Annotated in this window: 15 protein-coding genes; 10 read left to right on the top strand and 5 right to left on the bottom strand. The window is 42.7% G+C overall.

Annotated features, from left to right (window positions below; translation table 11 throughout):
* Together FEK29_RS09640 and FEK29_RS09635 are read left to right on the top strand one after the other, a co-directional pair.
* Positions 1-495, top strand: a complete 495-nt coding sequence (locus FEK29_RS09640) for a hypothetical protein (protein ID WP_138258211.1) — start codon at positions 1-3, stop codon at positions 493-495.
* Between the two features lie 105 nt (positions 496-600).
* Complete coding sequence (locus FEK29_RS09635) at positions 601-1,734, top strand: TlpA disulfide reductase family protein (protein WP_138258210.1); 1,134 nt, start codon at positions 601-603, stop codon at positions 1,732-1,734.
* A gap of 69 nt (positions 1,735-1,803) precedes the next feature.
* Here FEK29_RS09635 and FEK29_RS09630 read toward each other — a convergent pair whose 3' ends face one another.
* Together FEK29_RS09630 and FEK29_RS09625 are read right to left on the bottom strand one after the other, a co-directional pair.
* Positions 1,804-3,456, bottom strand: a complete 1,653-nt coding sequence (locus tag FEK29_RS09630) for a FimB/Mfa2 family fimbrial subunit (protein ID WP_138258209.1) — start codon at positions 3,454-3,456, stop codon at positions 1,804-1,806.
* A 133-nt stretch (positions 3,457-3,589) separates the two neighbouring features.
* The gene (locus FEK29_RS09625; protein WP_138258208.1) at positions 3,590-4,243 is read right to left on the bottom strand and encodes a rhomboid family intramembrane serine protease; all 654 of its coding nucleotides are present in this window, start codon (positions 4,241-4,243) and stop codon (positions 3,590-3,592) included.
* Between the two features lie 58 nt (positions 4,244-4,301).
* Here FEK29_RS09625 and FEK29_RS09620 point away from each other — a divergent pair, with 58 nt between their 5' ends.
* On the top strand, positions 4,302-5,198 hold the full coding sequence (locus FEK29_RS09620; RefSeq protein WP_138258266.1) for a lysophospholipid acyltransferase family protein: 897 nt from the start codon (positions 4,302-4,304) through the stop codon (positions 5,196-5,198).
* A 90-nt stretch (positions 5,199-5,288) separates the two neighbouring features.
* A complete protein-coding gene (locus tag FEK29_RS09615) occupies positions 5,289-6,278 on the top strand; it encodes a sterol desaturase family protein (RefSeq protein ID WP_138258207.1) in 990 nt (329 codons plus the stop codon).
* Here FEK29_RS09615 and glmM read toward each other — a convergent pair.
* Positions 6,275-7,663, bottom strand: a complete 1,389-nt coding sequence (glmM, locus tag FEK29_RS09610; protein WP_138258206.1) for a phosphoglucosamine mutase — start codon at positions 7,661-7,663, stop codon at positions 6,275-6,277. The genes FEK29_RS09615 and glmM overlap by 4 nt on opposite strands.
* A gap of 94 nt (positions 7,664-7,757) precedes the next feature.
* Between glmM and FEK29_RS09605 the strand changes: the two genes are divergently transcribed.
* The 4 genes from FEK29_RS09605 (at position 7,758) to FEK29_RS09590 (ending at position 11,918) form a co-directional block, all read left to right on the top strand.
* On the top strand, positions 7,758-8,363 hold the full coding sequence (locus FEK29_RS09605) for an acyl carrier protein phosphodiesterase (protein ID WP_138258205.1): 606 nt from the start codon (positions 7,758-7,760) through the stop codon (positions 8,361-8,363).
* A gap of 5 nt (positions 8,364-8,368) precedes the next feature.
* Positions 8,369-10,054: a gamma-glutamyltransferase gene (gene ggt, locus FEK29_RS09600; protein WP_138258204.1), complete on the top strand. Its 1,686-nt coding sequence runs from the start codon at positions 8,369-8,371 to the stop codon at positions 10,052-10,054.
* Between the two features lie 220 nt (positions 10,055-10,274).
* Positions 10,275-10,982: a hypothetical protein gene (locus tag FEK29_RS09595; protein WP_138258203.1), complete on the top strand. Its 708-nt coding sequence runs from the start codon at positions 10,275-10,277 to the stop codon at positions 10,980-10,982.
* Positions 10,983-11,489: 507 nt separating this feature from the next.
* Positions 11,490-11,918, top strand: coding sequence for a GNAT family N-acetyltransferase (locus FEK29_RS09590; RefSeq protein ID WP_138258202.1), 429 nt, complete (start codon positions 11,490-11,492; stop codon positions 11,916-11,918).
* A gap of 2 nt (positions 11,919-11,920) precedes the next feature.
* On the opposite strand, the gene FEK29_RS09585 is transcribed toward FEK29_RS09590, so the two are convergent.
* Positions 11,921-12,685: an XRE family transcriptional regulator gene (locus FEK29_RS09585; RefSeq protein WP_138258201.1), complete on the bottom strand. Its 765-nt coding sequence runs from the start codon at positions 12,683-12,685 to the stop codon at positions 11,921-11,923.
* Positions 12,686-12,944: 259 nt separating this feature from the next.
* On the opposite strand from FEK29_RS09585, the gene FEK29_RS09580 reads away from it, so the two are divergent.
* Positions 12,945-14,204: a putative DNA modification/repair radical SAM protein gene (locus FEK29_RS09580; protein WP_138258265.1), complete on the top strand. Its 1,260-nt coding sequence runs from the start codon at positions 12,945-12,947 to the stop codon at positions 14,202-14,204.
* A gap of 12 nt (positions 14,205-14,216) precedes the next feature.
* On the top strand, positions 14,217-14,990 hold the full coding sequence (locus FEK29_RS09575; protein ID WP_138258200.1) for a TIGR03915 family putative DNA repair protein: 774 nt from the start codon (positions 14,217-14,219) through the stop codon (positions 14,988-14,990).
* Positions 14,991-15,122: 132 nt separating this feature from the next.
* Here FEK29_RS09575 and FEK29_RS09570 read toward each other — a convergent pair whose 3' ends face one another.
* The gene (locus tag FEK29_RS09570; RefSeq protein ID WP_138258199.1) at positions 15,123-16,028 is read right to left on the bottom strand and encodes a nucleoside hydrolase; all 906 of its coding nucleotides are present in this window, start codon (positions 16,026-16,028) and stop codon (positions 15,123-15,125) included.
* Positions 16,029-16,034 lie beyond the last annotated feature (6 nt).

The following is a 16,034-nucleotide window of genomic DNA, read 5'->3' as shown; positions in this document are numbered from 1 at the left end:
ATGAAAGTTTTAAAAATTTTATCCTTTTTCTTGTTAGTGGGAACGGTTTCAGTAAACGCCCAGGAAATTTCCGATCATGCCCTTGGTTTGCGTTTGGGCGATAGCGACGGTTTTGGAGCGGAAATTTCCTATCAAAAATCAATAGGTAGAAGCAACAGGGCCGAGTTTGACCTTGGCTGGAGGGACAGTAGGAACTACGATGCATTTAAATTAGCCGCGCTTTATCAGTGGGTACGACCCATTGAGGGAGGATTTAACTGGTACTACGGCGTTGGTGGCGGTTTGGGAAGTGTTGATTTTCCAAATATTCCAGGGGTAGACGATGAAGGCGGACTCTTTATTTTTGCGGCCGGGGACATTGGGGTGGAATACAAATTTGACATTCCATTGCTCTTATCATTGGATTTTAGACCGGAAATAGGTGTTCTAGGCTATGACGGTTTCTCAGATAATTTTGATTTTGACATAGGGCTTGGTGTACGGTATACCTTTTAGTCGCTCACTTCCTAATAAAAACAAAAGGCCCTTCAAGATATTTTTGAAGGGCCTTTTTTTATCCTATGGGATAATAGTACATTTGTTTTTTACTAAAAATAGAATATGAGAAGTTTATTGTTGTTTTCGCTATGTGCCATGGCAATGAGTAGTTGTAACCAAGCAAAGGATGGCTACACCATCAATGGATCCTTACGGGGAGATTTGGAAGATGGTACACAGGTTTTCCTCAAGACGATTGGTGAGGGCAATCAGCCCATTGAAGTGGATACCACCACCATTTCCCAAGGAAAATTCGAATTCTCCGGAGTGGCAGAAAAACCCGAGTTATATTACATATTCGTGGATAAGGCCCAAGGATATACCGCCGTAATTCTAGAAAATGGCGATATCGATTTTGAGGCATCCATCGACAGCCTTGGCTTTGCGGATATTGGAGGTACGCCCCAAAATGATTTTTTTGCAAATTATATGGAGGAATCCCGAAAAATTTCATTGCAGGCGAAATCCATTCAGGAGGATTTACAGCGTGCAACAACCTCAGGTGGCTCGCCCGAAAATATTGCGGCCCTACGTGACGAAATGCAGGAACTTACCGAAGAATACCAAGGTTTTGAGACGAAATTTGTTTCGGAGAATCCCAATGCCTTGATATCCGCATTGCTTTTGGAGCGGTCCATAAGTACAAAGACCATTGAATCATCCAAAGCACAGGAACTATATGATACTTTTTCGGCTGAAATCAAGGATTCCAAACCGGGACAACGAATTTTAGATTTGTTGGAACGGCTTAAAGCGTCCGAAGAAGCCGATAAGAATACCTCCATTGGTGCAACGGCACCCAATTTTTCAGGTCCAAATCCCAACGGGGAAACCTTGGAGCTCAAAAATTTATTGGGAAAGGCGACTTTGGTGGATTTTTGGGCCGCTTGGTGCCGACCTTGCAGGGCCGAAAACCCGAACATTGTTTCCGTGTATAAAAAATACCATGATAAAGGACTGAACATTGTAGGCGTTTCTTTGGATAGAACCGCAGATGCTTGGAAAAAAGCCATTGAGGACGACGGACTGGAATGGAACCATATTTCCAACATCGCTTATTTTGACGATGCAATCGCCAAACTCTATAATGTTGATGCGATACCTGCCGCATTCCTGTTGGATGAAAATGGGGTCATTGTTGCCAAGAACTTACGAGGCCCTGCCCTGGAAGAAAAGGTTGCGGAACTCCTCAATTAAACGAAAGATTCATGAATAAAAAAGGCCAAGATTTTACACTTGGCCTTTTTTATTTTATTCAGGTTTCGGTTAGAATTTGCCCCTTACATCTAGAAATGTACCTGTTACGGTCGTATCTCCCGTTCTCGTAACGGAACCAAAAATGTTGACGGCATTATTTTCCCCGATGAATTCCACAGATGCACCATCTTCCAGGATTAAATCCCCGTAAATGGTCAGGTTACCCTCTATTCTTAGTGTCGCACCTGATTTAACGGTGACATCTCCCCTTCTGGAATTTCGTGCCACTGCAAAATGTCCGTTCATCTCAAATAGCGCATTTTCGTGTATCACGACTTGATTTCTTACGGTCCAGGAGCCACAAAGTAAAAGTTCACCATACACATCAAAATCAAAAAAGCGTTTTGAACCTCTGTAACTTTGAGTGGATCCTGAATCTACGTTCAAGTTAGAACTGCCGCTGTAGCCATTTAAGTTGGAGCATCTGGCAACCAAACTTTCATCAGGTCTGTTCAACTTAATAATCTGCAAGCCTTCCAAACCAGAAGCTGCGAAAATATAATCGTCTTTGGAGGCCACAAAGTTGATGGAGCCCTCCAATTGGATGATACCCACCAAACTGGTATCGGCATTTTCCTTGTCTTCGGATAGACAAAGTCCGGCACCTCCGTTCGCCATTAACAATACATTGTCATTCGTTGCCACGGCATTCGTAACAACATCCGCAGCGTCAACGGTTTCAGGGTTCAATAAAATAGGAATATATTCCACAAAGTCTCCCGTACTTCCATTATAGACCCCGGCACCTTTGGAACCTTCTGAAACGATAACGTTGGGGCCATAAAAATCCAATGTTCTTTTCGTGTTTTCCCCAAAATCGGAATCAATGGCGATGTCCTTTATGCTATTCAGACTTTGATCCAAAATGGAAACGCCTTCACTGGCATCCAATACGGCAATGTTGGATTCATTGGCCGCAACGGCCCTTAAATCTGCATAAGGAGCTTCAACAACCGTGCTTAAATCGGATTTATTATACACTCTTACAAAACCTTGCTGACCACTTGTGACTATCACTTTATCAGAAACGACTTCCACATCCGTGGCATTGTAACCATCCTGAAAACCATAGGTTATTCCGGCATCCAGGTCAAATCGTCCGTCAGGGGCATATATTTTGGCCACAAAGGAATTGGCGGTTGCGGTAACTGAAAGTTCGGAATCAACTCCCCCTGCCAAATAAACATAACCATTATCATGTGCAATGGCATTGATGTCTGCATTGGTATAATACAGTCTTGAGGACACCTTTGGATTTCTAGGGTTTTTCACATTTATAATATCCACGGCACCGACAAAACTGGCATCTACCGTATTGTAGGAAACATAGGCATAGTCCCCTTCCACTGCCACGTGGGACGCAGTCAGGTTCTCACCGCCTTGAAATGACGGTACATCTACCTGGGCCACCAAGGTCAAGGGATAATCTCCCGCAGGTTGTGCCTTTGCGCTGGAAGCGTATTTGCCTGTTATGGTAGCTTCGTCCAAGATGTCAAGCACACCGGCTTTATCATATAAAACACTATTTTCCAAAAGTGTTTCATTGGACTCCAATCTCAGGTTGTCCCTGTTGTTTGGATCTTCATACACGGTGGTTTCGTCACTACAGGAAAAGAGCACTGCACCTAAAGTGGCAATCAAAATGGGGAATCTTCTTATCATTGGTAAAAGATTTGGTTTTTATTCAGTCCCTTAACAACGAACCGACCCCGTATTCCTTATGATTTCGTAGTCTTTTTCGATAAAATACAAGAAAAAAACTATAAAAAGTAAAAATCTGTAAGAATAGTATTACTTAATTGAGTTTTCCCAGTTTGGCCAGTACAAAAAGCAGTATGATGGGTATAGCCAATAAGATGACCATCAACGTATCCGTAGCCAAAAGATTTGGCATAAAAATTAGGGTGATCAAGTAGCCACCTACCGCTCCACCAAAGTGTGCGGTATGGCCAATATTGCCCAGACGACTTTTCATACCGTAAATGGAATACAATAAATAGCCAATTCCAAGGACATAGGCAGGGATTGGAATGGGAATGAACATAAGGTATAGACTGTCATTTGGTTGTAAGAGTATGGCCGAATATAAAATTCCCGTAACCGCACCGCTGGCACCAACGGCACTGTAATAGGTTTCGTCCCTATGAAAGAACAGGGCCAGGAGACTCCCTGCTAGAAGGCTTATAAAGTAAATGATAATGAAATTTCCCTGCCCGAACCAGCTAATGACCACATCAGCAAAAAAGTATAGGGTGAACATATTGAAGAAGAGGTGGGCCACATCTACATGTAGAAACCCGGAGGTAAGCATGCGTTCCTTTTGGCCACTTCTAATGGCACCAATGCTAAATTTATATCGGTCAAAAAAATACGTATCGTTAAAACCTTTCAGGGAAACCATAATATTTGCTGCTATAACGGCAATGGTGGCGATGTCCAAGTTGTACATATAAATCCAATATTTATGCTTTCAAATATAGCTATATTTGCCCAGTATGAAAGATGCCATGCAACTACTGGTTTTTATTTTGACCTATCCTTTTTTGTGGATTATTTCCATTTTGCCGTACCCACTATTTTATAGTTTTTCCAATTTTGCCTTCTTTTTGGTGTACAGGGTCATTGGGTACCGACGCAAGGTCGTTCAGGAAAACTTGAATTTGGTTTTTCCCGAGAAGAGCCCAAAGGAAATCCATAGGATAGAAAAGGAGTTTTACCGACATATGTGCGATATGTTCCTGGAAATGATAAAGTCCATGAATTTGAGCAAGGAACAGATCAAAAAGAAATACAAGGTACTTAACATTGAAGTGATCAATGAAATTGAAAAAAAACGAAGTATCCTGGTAGTCTGCTCACATTATGCCAATTGGGAATGGAACGTTAGCATGAACAACTATATAAAGGCCAAAGGATATGCCGTCTACCAAAAAATAGAGAACAAGTATTTTGATCGTTTCATTAAGAAGGTGCGGGGGCGTTGGAATACGACCTTGATTACCCAACAACAAACGGTCAAAACCGTAGTTAGGGATAAGCGGGATGGCATCATTGGTATTTTTGGAATGGTCAGCGACCAATCCCCCCAGGCCCACAGGGCACAATATTGGTCCGAATTTATGGGTGTGAAGGTGCCTATTTTCAATGGGGCGGAGATCATGGCACGTAAAATGGGACTGGCGGTCGTTTTCCTAAAGGTCAGCAAGGTCAAACGTGGGTATTATCAGGCCGAATTTATCCCCATTACCGAAAACGGTAAGAATACCGAGGAAAACGAAATTACCGAAGCCTTCCTTAGATTGACGGAACAGCAAATAAGGGAACGACCGGAACATTATTTATGGACCCATAAACGATGGAAGCACAGGGGCAAAACGCCCGCCTCATTTGCCAAGGTATCTTAATTACCTTCACTTCTCAGGATACAACCAGCTACCTTTCAGTATTTTAAATTCTAATATTTATTGATATTTTAGTTGAAATACTATAATCATATGGAGGTATTGGATACGCTTTACAATGAAATCATTGGATTCTTGGGTATTTCCCAGGCTTGGGAAATTATTAAATCAGGGGATTATAGTTCCTTTAGAACTTTTGAAGGGGTACAGAGCCTTATTTTTCCAATTATTCCCCTTTTGGTATTATTGGAATTTGTATTAGGGCTTGTTTACAAAAAACCTCAAACCAAGGTCTACAAGGTCAATTTTCTTATCTATGTTTTCAATAGGTTTGTAGGTCGGTTTATAGCCATAGCAATGGTGACGCTGTGTATTGGGTGGTTTGAACCGTACGCCCTGATCAATACGGGACCCACATGGTATTGGTTCATCTTTGCCTATATAGTCTGGGAATTTGGGCACTTCATCTACCATTATTTGGGCCATAAAGTCCGACTCTTTTGGTGCCTGCATGCCACGCATCATGTACCGGAAAATATGAACCTGTCCGTAACCTATGCCCATTTTTTTCTGGAAGCTCCCTATGCCGATACGATTAGAACTACGGTTTGTATTTTGTTGGGCATGGAACCGGCCATGCTGTTTTTGATCATGTTTATTGACGGTACCTACGGTGCTTTTATCCATGTTGGAGAAAATATGATCAAGGATGCCCGATTTGGATTTTTGAATAAAATTATGCTTACACCTTCTCATCATAGGGTTCACCATGCACGTAATCCTTTATACATGGACACCAATTTTTGTAATCTACTGAATATTTGGGATCGTGTCTTTGGTACCTATCAGGAAGAGCAAACGGACACAAAACCCGAGTACGGCATCACCCGAAAAGTGAACAGTGGTAATTTTTTGGATGTTTATTTTGGGGAAATTATTGCTTTGGGCAAGGATGTTTGGAAAGCTCCCGGTGTAAAAAACAAATTGGCCTATATTTTTATGCCCCCAGGATGGAGCCATACCGGGGAACATAAAACATCTAAAATTGTACGCGCAAATTATATGGCAAACAGGTCGGGTTAGAGACCTGCGACTTCCTTGATTTCCCCAATAATCCGGTCTGCCAAGGCATCCGCATTTTCCTGACTTTTCGCCTCTGTGTAAATCCGTATAATCGGTTCTGTATTGGACTTTCTTAAGTGCACCCAATTTTCGGGGAAATCGATTTTCACCCCATCAATCGTGGAAATTTCCTCGTTTCTGTATTTATCGGCCATAGCAGATAATATTCCGTCCACATCCAATCCCGGGGTCAGCTCTATTTTCTTTTTGCTCATGAAATAACTAGGGTAGCTCGCTCGTAATTCGGCCACGGTACCTCCCTTTTCCGCCATCAACATCAAGAATAAAGCGGTACCCACCAAGGCATCCCTTCCATAATGACTTTCTGGATAAATAATTCCACCGTTTCCTTCGCCACCAATAATCGCATTGTTCGCTTTCATTTTCGTCACCACGTTGACCTCTCCTACTGCCGCGGCCTCATAGGTGCCTCCATGTTTTTCGGTAATATCCCTTAAGGCCCTAGATGAGGATAGGTTAGATACCGTATTTCCTTTTGTTTTTCCTAAAACGTAGTCTGCACAGGCTACCAAGGTATATTCCTCCCCAAACATTTCCCCATCGTTGCTGATAAAGGCCAATCGGTCTACATCTGGGTCCACAACAATACCAAAATCGGCTTTTTCCTCAACTACCATTTTGCAGATATCGCCTAAATGTTCCTTCAAGGGTTCAGGGTTGTGGGGAAAATGACCGGTGGGATCGCAGTATAATTCAACCACTTCTACGCCCAATTCCTTCAAAAGCTTCGGAATGGCAATGCCTCCTGTGGAATTAACACCGTCTACTACTACCTTGAATTTGGCTTTTCTAATCACATCGGCATCTACCAAGGAAAGGTTGAGCACTTCGTCAATATGGATATCGATATAGCTATCGTTTTTAATGATTTCACCCAAGTGGTCCACTTCGGAGAAATCAAAATCCTCCTTTTCGGCAATTTCCAAAATCTTGGCACCTTGGGCGGCGTCCAAAAACTCGCCCCGTTCGTTCAATAATTTGAGTGCGTTCCATTGTTTTGGGTTATGGCTTGCCGTAAGGATAATGCCACCATCGGCCTTTTCCAATGGCACTGCGATTTCGACCGTAGGCGTTGTGGACAAATCCAAATCTATGACATCGATTCCTAATCCCACAAGGGTGGAAACCACCAAATTCTGGATCATTTCACCGGATAAACGGGCATCGCGCCCTATCACGACTTTCAATTTGTCTTTTTTAGAATAGTCCTTTAACCAAATACCATAGGAAGCGGCAAATTTTACCGCGTCAATGGGTGTTAGGTTATCTCCTGGTTTACCTCCAATGGTGCCTCGTATGCCTGAAATCGATTTAATGAGTGTCATAAATAATAGTAAGTTTTTGCAAATATAAAGGGTTAGGGTAATTTGAAAGTTCTTCAATTCGTAAATTCGACTTTTAAAGTAAAATTCAGGTTCAATGAACTTCTTGGCCCATATCTATCTTTCCTTTAACGATGAAGAGGTCTCAATTGGCAATTTTATTGCGGATAGTATACGGGGCAACAAATACAAACACCTGCCCGGTAAGATTCAAAAGGGGATTTTATTACATAGGGCTATAGATACCTTTACGGATGCCCATAAAATTCCCAAAATGAGCAGTAAACGGCTGCATAAGAATTACAGTCATTATAGTAGGGTAATTGTGGATATCTACTATGATCATTTTTTGGCAAAAAACTGGGATATGTATTCCGATATTCCTTTGGAGAGATTCGTGGATGATTTTTATGATTCCTTGGAGACCTACTACCCCCTCCTTCCCGATAGCACCAAACATATGATACCCTATATGATTGCCGATAACTGGTTGCTCAATTATGCGAATATGGAGGGAATTGCGAACGTTTTAAGGGGCATGAACCGCAGGACCCAGAACAGGTCAAAGATGAATTTTGCAATTTTGGACTTGGAGGAACACTATAGCGATTTTGAGAGGGAGTTTACTGACTTTTTTGAGGAATTGGTTATCTTTTCCAAACAGAAATACAACACCTTGTTAACTAACAATAACCAAACCTAAACTAAATGGGAAAATATTACATACCGCTGCTCTCCCTTCTATTATTTATTCAGTGCCGAAAGGCTCCCGTACCGCCTACAGGGGTCGTGACCGAAAAAACGATGGTGGTTTCGGCCCGTGAGGAAGCCTCCAAAATTGGCGTGGAAATCATGAAAAAGGGAGGCAATGCCTTTGACGCCATGGTCGCCACAGAAATGGCCTTGGTCGTCGCCTATCCTTTTGCGGGGAATTTGGGCGGCGGTGGTTTTATGGTCTATCGTAAGGCCGATGGTGATATTGGTGCTTTGGATTACCGGGAGAAAGCACCGCTTGCGGGCCACAAGGACATGTACCTGGATTCCTTGGGCAATGTGATTCCCAATATGAGTACGTTGGGTGCCACCGCGGTAGGTGTTCCGGGTACCGTGGCGGGAATTATAGAGGTGCATAAAAAGTTTGGGTCATTACCGTTGAAAGAAATTTTTGAACCCGTTATCGCCTTGGCCGAAAAAGGAGTGCCGGTAACGGCAAATCAGGAAAAACGATTGGCCAGTCAACGTGAACTGTTCATTCAAGTGAACGGAGATAGCACTAAGTTTGCCCAAGAATTCAAGGAGGGGGACATCATTTCCTATCCGGCCTTGGCAAATACCATGCGTAGGATTGCCCAAAGTGGTAGGGACGGATTTTATAAGGGGGAAACCGCCCAAAAACTGGCGGCCTTTATCCAAGAAAAGGGCGGATTTGTTACTGAGGAAGATCTGGAAAAGTATGAAGCCGTTTGGCGACAGCCCATCATTTTTAAGTACAAGGACCTACGAATCATATCTATGAGTCCGCCCAGCAGTGGCGGGGTTACCATCAATCAAATCTTTAAAATGATAGAGCCTTTTGAGCTGTCGGATTTTGGCCATAACTCGGCAAAGACCATTCAATTGTTTACCGAAGCTTCAAGAAGGGCCTATGCGGATCGGAATTATTATTTGGGGGACCCGGATTTTGTTGATATTCCCTTGGATGTATTGCTGAGCGATTCCTATTTAAAGGAGCGTATGCAGAATTTCTCTTTCGAAAGGGCCACCAAATCCTCGGAGGTAGAACGAGGGAACGTGGAAATCGTGGAAAGCATGGAAACCACCCATTACTCCATTGTAGATGCTGAAGGTAATGCGGTTTCCGTTACCACCACTTTAAATGGGGCCTATGGTTCCAAATTGTATTCGGATGAACTGGGCTTTTTCCTGAACAATGAAATGGACGATTTCAGTTCCAAGTCCGGGGTACCGAATATGTTCGGACTCATAGGCGCCGAAGCCAATAGTATTGCCCCTGAAAAGCGAATGCTCAGTAGCATGACCCCAACAATCGTAGAAAAGGATGGAAAACTTTGGATGGTTGTTGGTACCCCCGGCGGTTCTACCATTATTACAGCTGTGGCCCAAACCATCCTAAATGCCTACGAGTTCGATATGAGCATGCAGGACGCCGTAAACGCGCCACGTTTTCACCATCAGTGGTTGCCCGATATGGTCATTTTTGAGCCAGACGGTTTTTCCGATACCTTAAAGGAAGAAATGAAAGCGAAAGGGTATATCATCAATGAAGACAGAACGCCCATTATTGGTAAAGTGGACGCAATTAAAATACTACCCGATGGCAAATTGGAAGGTGGCGCAGATAGACGCGGGGATGATGCCGCTGTAGGATATTAAATTCAAGTTCAAGTGTCAAATTCTAACTCAAGTACAAGTTCAAGTGTAAAGTTCAAGATGGAATTAGTTAAGAGTTAAGAGTTAAGAGTGCAAAGTGAATAATGAAAAGTTAAAGTTAAAAGTGAAAATGTTGAAGTAAGAATTTAGATTTTGGAATTGGGTAAAACATTTAACTTGAATTTCATATTAATAGCCAATAGCCACGAATAACAAAAAAAGTATGCTTAGAAGATTATTGAAAATCCTAGGAATTATCGTATTGGTATTTGTAATCGCCTTGGGGGTTCTTTACGCCATTTTCAACGAGCCGTTGCCCAAGGGTAGGTCGGGTCCTGAGGCGGATGCCTTGGCCGAAAAAATGCTCACCTCCTTGAACCATGAATTGTATGAAAACACCCGATTTTTGGAGTGGTCCTTTAGAAACGGTTCGCATCTATACAAGTGGGATCGTCAATTGAGAAAGGCCGAGGTGCAATGGGATAATTACCGGGTGGAATTAGATTTGATCAATACCGGTTCCAGCATTGCTTTTAGGAATGGGGAACGCCTCAATGCCAACGAAAATGAAGACGTAGTGGCAAAAGCAATTTCCATGTTCAATAATGATTCTTTTTGGTTGGTGGCCCCGTACAAGGTTTTTGATCCCGGAACCCAAAGAGAGGTCGTTTCCTTAGAAGATGGTTCGGACGGACTTTTGGTGACCTACAATAGTGGAGGAACAACCCCGGGGGATTCTTATTTATGGGTTTTACAACCCAGTGGTTTCCCGAAAAGTTTCAAGATGTGGGTCAATATTATCCCAATCGGCGGTGTAGAAGCCACTTGGGATGAATGGCTGGTAACGGAAAGCGGTGCTTTCCTCCCCAAGTCCCATGTGATGGGCCCTTTGGAACTTTCCATGGAAGAGGTAAGGGGGTATAATAGGTAGTCTAGAAATTCAATTATAAATACAAACTCAAATACAAAAAAATGGGTTTAGTTGCGATTTTAGAGTTAAGAGCGCAGAGCGCAGAGTGCAGAGTTCAGAGTGCAAAGTGTAAAGCTGTTAGCAAATGGTTTTTGGAAGCAAGAGATTTAAATTTCAAAGCGATTTGCGCATAGCTTTTGGCGCATAGCGTTTAGCGGAAAGTGAAAGGTCAGTCGACAATAGAAAATAACCAAAACCGTATGGCGTTCAGCGTATGGCGTAAAGCGATAAATGTAAAGTGTAAAGTACAAAGTGTAAAGTGAAATATATAAAGTGAAAGGTCATTGGTCAGTCGACGGTCGATAGTAAACAGTAAAAAATAAACAAAAGTCTTTGGCGTGCAGCGTATGGCGCGTAGCTTTTAGCGGAAAATAAAAAGTGTAGACTTTACCAACAGCCAACAGCCAACAGCCAACAGCCAACAGCCAATAGCCAATAGCCAATAGCCAATAGCCAATAGCCAAAACAATGGAAATTAAACTTTTATCTAAGAAAGACCTAACTGAAAGCTTACAAGAACAACTTTCAAAATTATACCTGCAACTGAATGCCGAATTAAAACAGCTTTCCCTGAAAGCAATTCTTGAAGAGGAGGCTTATATAGATATAGCCGTTTCCTTAGAGAATAATGAACTCATCGGGATTGCGATGATGGCGAATTATAAGGTGGTATCGGGCTATAAGGGTATGATTGAGGATGTCATCGTTTCCGAAACCCATCGGGGAAAGGGCATCGGAAGGAAATTAATGGAAACTCTTTTACATCAGGCCGAAAAAAGACAACTGAATGATGTGCTCCTTTTCAGCGGGCATCACAGAACGGCTGCAATCGGTCTCTATAAAAGTCTGGGCTTTACCTTGAAGAACAGCGGACTGTACATTAAAAAATTCCAGTAGCCCTATATTTTTTTAACGTGCTGTAATTGGTTTTTAAGTTCCTGCATTGATTCCTGTAACTGCTTGAGCAGGCCATTGTCCGTAGTGGCATCCACATTAAAGGTAATCTTACTGCTCACTTCCCAGATTTCCTGGATCAAAAAAGGTTTGATATCGTACGGTGGATAGGATTCGTTCAAGGAAACCAAGGTGATGTTATTGGAATTGGGCCTTTTCTCGATTTTCTTTACCATCACGGAATCTTGCAAGACCACCACATACATTTTATTGGCACTCACATGGTCAATATGTTCTATGGCCCTCGCCAATACCCATTCGCCCGGACGCAAATTGGGTAACATACTATCTCCTTCTACCTGAAAACCGCGGTAGGTGGCATTCCGGAACTCCGGTATGGGCAAATCGAATGCCGGTAATTGTTGGTACCAGCTCGTATCTGAAATATTTTGGGGATAACCTGCCGCGGCCTTGGCATTCACCAGTACCATATTGTCCCGATCGGCACTGTCTACGGTGACCACTTTGGGAATGACGCTCGTTTTGGAGGTTTCCAGATATTGGTTGTCACTTTCACCGAACAACCACAAGGGATTGATTTTAAATTGTTTTAGAAGCTCCGCTACCACTTTACCGGATAATTTGGTCCTTCCCCGTTCAATATCGGCGGTAGTGTTCTTTATACCGAGAATCTCAGCAAACTCGGCCTGAGTGTAGCCCAATTCCCGACGGACATCGGTAAATCTTTTGAGTGTCAGTTCGTTTTCCATATTCAAATATAGTCAATATGGATTATTTCCAAAATAAAATATGGATTATTTCCATATTTTGGAATAATTCCATAATTTTGGAATAATTACAAAATCAATTAAAATAAAATTGAAATCAGATAAATCAAAATATACAAGTGGTCACCTCGAGCGCTGCGGAGAGGTTATTTGTTTCGAATCATTTGGATTAAGTCTCGATTGCGCTCGACCGGACATTGGAATTGGTTTATGATTTATTATCGAAATTGAGAAGATGAGCATGGATTTTAACCGAATCAAGGAAAAATTAAATATTCTGGCCGATGCCGCCAAATATGATGTTTCCTGCTCCAGTAGCGGAAGCAATCGGAAAAACACGAATAAGGGACTGGGCAATGCGAGTAACGGCATCTGTCATAGTTATTCTGAGGACGGACGCTGTATTTCCCTTTTGAAAATCCTGCTTACCAACCACTGCATTTACGATTGCGCCTATTGCGTTACCCGTAAAAGCAATGATATAAAAAGGGCGGCCTTTAAAATTCAGGAAGTGGTGGACCTTACAGTAAACTTTTACAGAAGGAATTATATAGAAGGTCTTTTTCTGAGTTCCGGAATTTTTAAGGACCCGGATTATACCATGGAGCGTCTGATCGCCGTGGCCAAGAAACTTCGTTTGGAAGAAAATTTCAATGGCTATATCCATTTAAAATCGATTCCTGGGGCCAGTGACGAACTTATGTATGAGGCCGGATTGTACGCTGATCGATTGTCGGTCAATATTGAAATTCCCACAGTATCCGGCCTTAAATTGTTGGCTCCCGATAAAAAGCACGAAGATTTTGCAAAACCGATGCTCAAGGTCAAGAACGAAATCATCCGATTCAAGGAAGAACGTAAAATCCTAAAAAGTACCCCAAAATATGCCCCTGCGGGCCAAAGCACCCAAATGATTGTAGGCGCTACGGGAGAATCCGATAAGGATGTGATGTACTCCGCAACACACTTTTACAAGAACTTTCACATGAAAAGGGTCTATTATTCAGGTTATGTGCCGGTGAGCAACGATAGCCGACTCCCCTCCATAGGTACCCAGGTGCCAATGCTCAGGGAGAACAGGTTGTACCAGACCGATTGGTTGTTGCGGTTTTATGGTTTTTCCGTGCAGGAACTACTCAATGCAGAGCATCCCAATCTGGAAATGGATGTGGACCCAAAATTGAGTTGGGCCTTACGCAACCTGCAACACTTTCCAGTGGATGTGAACAAGGCGGATATGTCCGTTTTGGCACGCATTCCTGGAGTGGGAATGACCTCGGTCCATAAAATTATGAAGGCCCGTAAATTCCGAAAATTGGATTGGGACCATCTCAAAAAAATGGGGGTGGCCCTCAACAGGGCAAAGTATTTTATCCTGTGTGATTCCCGCCATTGGGAGCGTAGGGATTTGGACCCGCAACGTATTAAAGGATTGATTTTAAGCACGTCCTACGGAAAATTTAGACCTCAATATTCCAATCAATTATCACTTTTTAATTAAAAGAGTAGCCTCATGACAACAACAAAGACATTTATCTATGACGGTAGCTTTAACGGTTTTTTGACCGCCGTATTCGCAGGGTTTGAACAAAAATTGCCTTTTGCCGATATCCAAAAGGAACGTTTGGCGCAGAACGGACTTTTCTCCGAAACTGAGACCATTTTCACCAATATCGAGTTGGCCAAAAGGGTGTGGAACGGTATCAAAGGCCGAAGCAATTCGGCCATCAAGAACATTTATTTTTCATTTTTGAGCGGGGAGAAAAACCTGGAGCCCCTACTCTATCAATACATCCGAAAAATAATGGGCTCCAAACACGTTGCATCCGACTTCTCCGATGCCTGCATTTTAAAAATTAGTCAGACGGCGCAAAAGGTACATCAGGAAAAGCACCGTATGGAGGCATTTGTTCGGTTTCAATTGACCAAGGACGGCATCTATTTTGCGAACATCGAACCTGATTTTGATGTACTTCCTTTGATTTCCAAACACTTTAAGGAGCGCTATGCGGACCAACCGTGGATCATTTATGACCTAAAGCGCAACTATGGTCTATATTATGATTTGCATGGGGTTGAAATCATTACGATGGATCTTTCCAACGGTTTTGGCAACAGTATCCAAAAAAGTACCACAATGACGGACGATGAATATGATTATCAAGACCTTTGGAACAATTATTTCAAGAGCACAAATATCAAATCCCGTATCAACAAAAAACTACATACCCAACACATTCCCAAGCGATACTGGAAATATTTGAGTGAAAAGAAGGAGGCGGTTTAATAAACTAGCTTGAGGCAAGATCGTGATGCATTCGTAGGAAACAATCTCTTAGGTTCGAGGCAGTCTGAAAGGCTTTAGTTAGGGTAGGCCTTTGAATATTGAATCCTTCGGCGGTGCCCTAAAAAAGTATTGTTAAGGCCGTTCGTACGCTTTAATTTTTTGAAAGAAATCCGCTCGCATTCGGTCGGCATCAAAATCCTTGTAATAGAATACCTTTCTGCCACCGTTGTCCTTTGAAGTGGTGATCTCCACTTCCTTCATCCACTCCGGATGTAAAAAAGCATTTACAATGGTCAGGTCCCAGATGGTTCTTTGGGTTCGGCCGCCATCTATATGATCGTCCCAAACCTTTAGAAGAAAGTCTCCCAAGAAATGATTCTTCAATTTGGCACGGGTTTCTTCGTACTCAAAGGTCATTTTACTAGCAACGCTCACTGGAATGATGTGCATTTCCACGGTTGAAAACAATAAATGGGTCAGGGCATAGGGGTCCATGGCACAGTTAAAATCATCCCGCCTCAAAACACCTTTTTCAAAATCATACGTACTTCCCAACCAATATAGTCTAAGGTTATCAACAATGCTAGGTTCGATAAATACAGCGGATGCCACGTTGGTCAGCGCTCCAAGCGCGACAATATTTATCTTTTCACCATTTTTTTGCGCTTTCGCCTGTTTGATTATTTCGTAGGCAGCAGCGGAATGTTGGGCCCGGTCTCCCCAATCGTACATACGGGATGCCCCTCCCCTGTTAGTCTTTGTACTCAACCCCATAATACCCAATAAGGTCTGATTGAGCCTGTGACTGTCCTCCATACTATTTTCTGTAGTCCATTGGGAGGCCTGCCACTGGGTGGCGTTCAGGGCAACAACATCCACGCTATCGTTCATCAAAATGATGCTAAGTGCGTAGGCGTCATCCACTTCGTTCGCTGTATCGGCGTCCAGTACCACTTTAGGTTTCGTCTGTGCGAACCCTTCCAATGAGAATAACCCCACTAGAACCATTAAAACAAAAAACCGGTCTTTGAATTTCATTAATTA

The organism is Maribacter aurantiacus, assembly GCF_005780245.1.
Taxonomy (GTDB): domain Bacteria; phylum Bacteroidota; class Bacteroidia; order Flavobacteriales; family Flavobacteriaceae; genus Maribacter; species Maribacter flavus.
Note: the sequence above shows the minus strand (reverse complement) of the source record. Positions and strands in the feature narration are given on the sequence as shown.

Excerpts from the sequence above, each read along its gene's own strand:
- FEK29_RS09585 (WP_138258201.1), bottom strand. The coding sequence starts at position 12,685 with ATGGAAAACGAACTGACACTCAAAAGATTTACCGATGTCCGTCGGGAA.
- FEK29_RS09640 (WP_138258211.1), top strand. The coding sequence starts at position 1 with ATGAAAGTTTTAAAAATTTTATCCTTTTTCTTGTTAGTGGGAACGGTT.
- FEK29_RS09605 (WP_138258205.1), top strand. The coding sequence starts at position 7,758 with ATGAACTTCTTGGCCCATATCTATCTTTCCTTTAACGATGAAGAGGTC.
- ggt (WP_138258204.1), top strand. The coding sequence starts at position 8,369 with ATGGGAAAATATTACATACCGCTGCTCTCCCTTCTATTATTTATTCAG.
- FEK29_RS09630 (WP_138258209.1), bottom strand. The coding sequence starts at position 3,456 with ATGATAAGAAGATTCCCCATTTTGATTGCCACTTTAGGTGCAGTGCTC.
- FEK29_RS09625 (WP_138258208.1), bottom strand. The coding sequence starts at position 4,243 with ATGTACAACTTGGACATCGCCACCATTGCCGTTATAGCAGCAAATATT.
- FEK29_RS09635 (WP_138258210.1), top strand. The coding sequence starts at position 601 with ATGAGAAGTTTATTGTTGTTTTCGCTATGTGCCATGGCAATGAGTAGT.
- FEK29_RS09615 (WP_138258207.1), top strand. The coding sequence starts at position 5,289 with ATGGAGGTATTGGATACGCTTTACAATGAAATCATTGGATTCTTGGGT.
- FEK29_RS09570 (WP_138258199.1), bottom strand. The coding sequence starts at position 16,028 with ATGAAATTCAAAGACCGGTTTTTTGTTTTAATGGTTCTAGTGGGGTTA.
- FEK29_RS09620 (WP_138258266.1), top strand. The coding sequence starts at position 4,302 with ATGCAACTACTGGTTTTTATTTTGACCTATCCTTTTTTGTGGATTATT.
- FEK29_RS09580 (WP_138258265.1), top strand. The coding sequence starts at position 12,945 with ATGGATTTTAACCGAATCAAGGAAAAATTAAATATTCTGGCCGATGCC.
- FEK29_RS09575 (WP_138258200.1), top strand. The coding sequence starts at position 14,217 with ATGACAACAACAAAGACATTTATCTATGACGGTAGCTTTAACGGTTTT.
- FEK29_RS09590 (WP_138258202.1), top strand. The coding sequence starts at position 11,490 with ATGGAAATTAAACTTTTATCTAAGAAAGACCTAACTGAAAGCTTACAA.
- glmM (WP_138258206.1), bottom strand. The coding sequence starts at position 7,663 with ATGACACTCATTAAATCGATTTCAGGCATACGAGGCACCATTGGAGGT.
- FEK29_RS09595 (WP_138258203.1), top strand. The coding sequence starts at position 10,275 with ATGCTTAGAAGATTATTGAAAATCCTAGGAATTATCGTATTGGTATTT.